This window comes from Clostridium sp. K13, from assembly GCF_019734195.1.
In the GTDB taxonomy this organism is placed as follows: domain Bacteria; phylum Bacillota; class Clostridia; order Clostridiales; family Clostridiaceae; genus Clostridium.
In genome coordinates this window covers 1-694 of record NZ_JAASHM010000090.1, presented here as the reverse complement: position 1 = coordinate 694, position 694 = coordinate 1, and the positions used below count along the sequence as shown (strand labels likewise).

The window sequence follows — 694 nt, the reverse complement described above, 5'->3', positions numbered from 1 at the left end:
ATTTTAAATTTTATCCACAACTAATAATAGAAAAACCCTCTGTTTTTAAACAGGGGGTTTTTCAACAAACTGAAATAAATTAATATTATTAATTTATTTGGTAATTTATACTTTGAATTTGGATTATATATTTAGTAATGAATGTATAAATTGAAGTAGTGGGGGTGGAATTTTGGCAAAACATGATTTTGGAATAATTGATAGTTTTGAAGATGATAAATGGTATAGTGATTATGAACCAGAAAAGTATAATTGTATATCAGTTAGTGATGCTTTAATAGAGCAGCTTTTAATAAGATACTTGAAGGAGATTGGAAATTTAAAAACCTATTTTCATGTAAAAAAACATCCAGCATTAGGGTTAGATTATTGTGGCACTACAATTATACCACCTAGTTCAGTAAAGGATTTTAAAAGAATAATTATTAATGCTAATTTATATTATAATTCGAAAGAGTTGGATAAGCTAATCAAGAAACTTAATATTGCTATAAAAGAAAATAAGTATGTAATTCATTATGGTATATAAAAGATAAGTAAAATTTAGAAGTATATTTCATTTACCTGGTGATAATAGGTGATTTAAAAATATATTTAGGAATATTATAAATTAAAAGTTGTAAATGTCAATATATTTTTGTATAAAAATTGGAAAATAATTATGTACAATAATTAGAATTTACATTTTAGTCAA

The 694-nt window shown here is 22.8% G+C and carries 1 protein-coding gene; it reads left to right on the top strand.

Going from position 1 to position 694, the window contains the following annotated elements:
- The first annotated feature begins 172 nt into the window (after positions 1–172).
- Complete coding sequence (locus HCG76_RS18875) at positions 173–529, top strand: hypothetical protein (RefSeq protein WP_221701809.1); 357 nt, start codon at positions 173–175, stop codon at positions 527–529.
- The last annotated feature ends 165 nt before the right edge of the window (positions 530–694 follow it).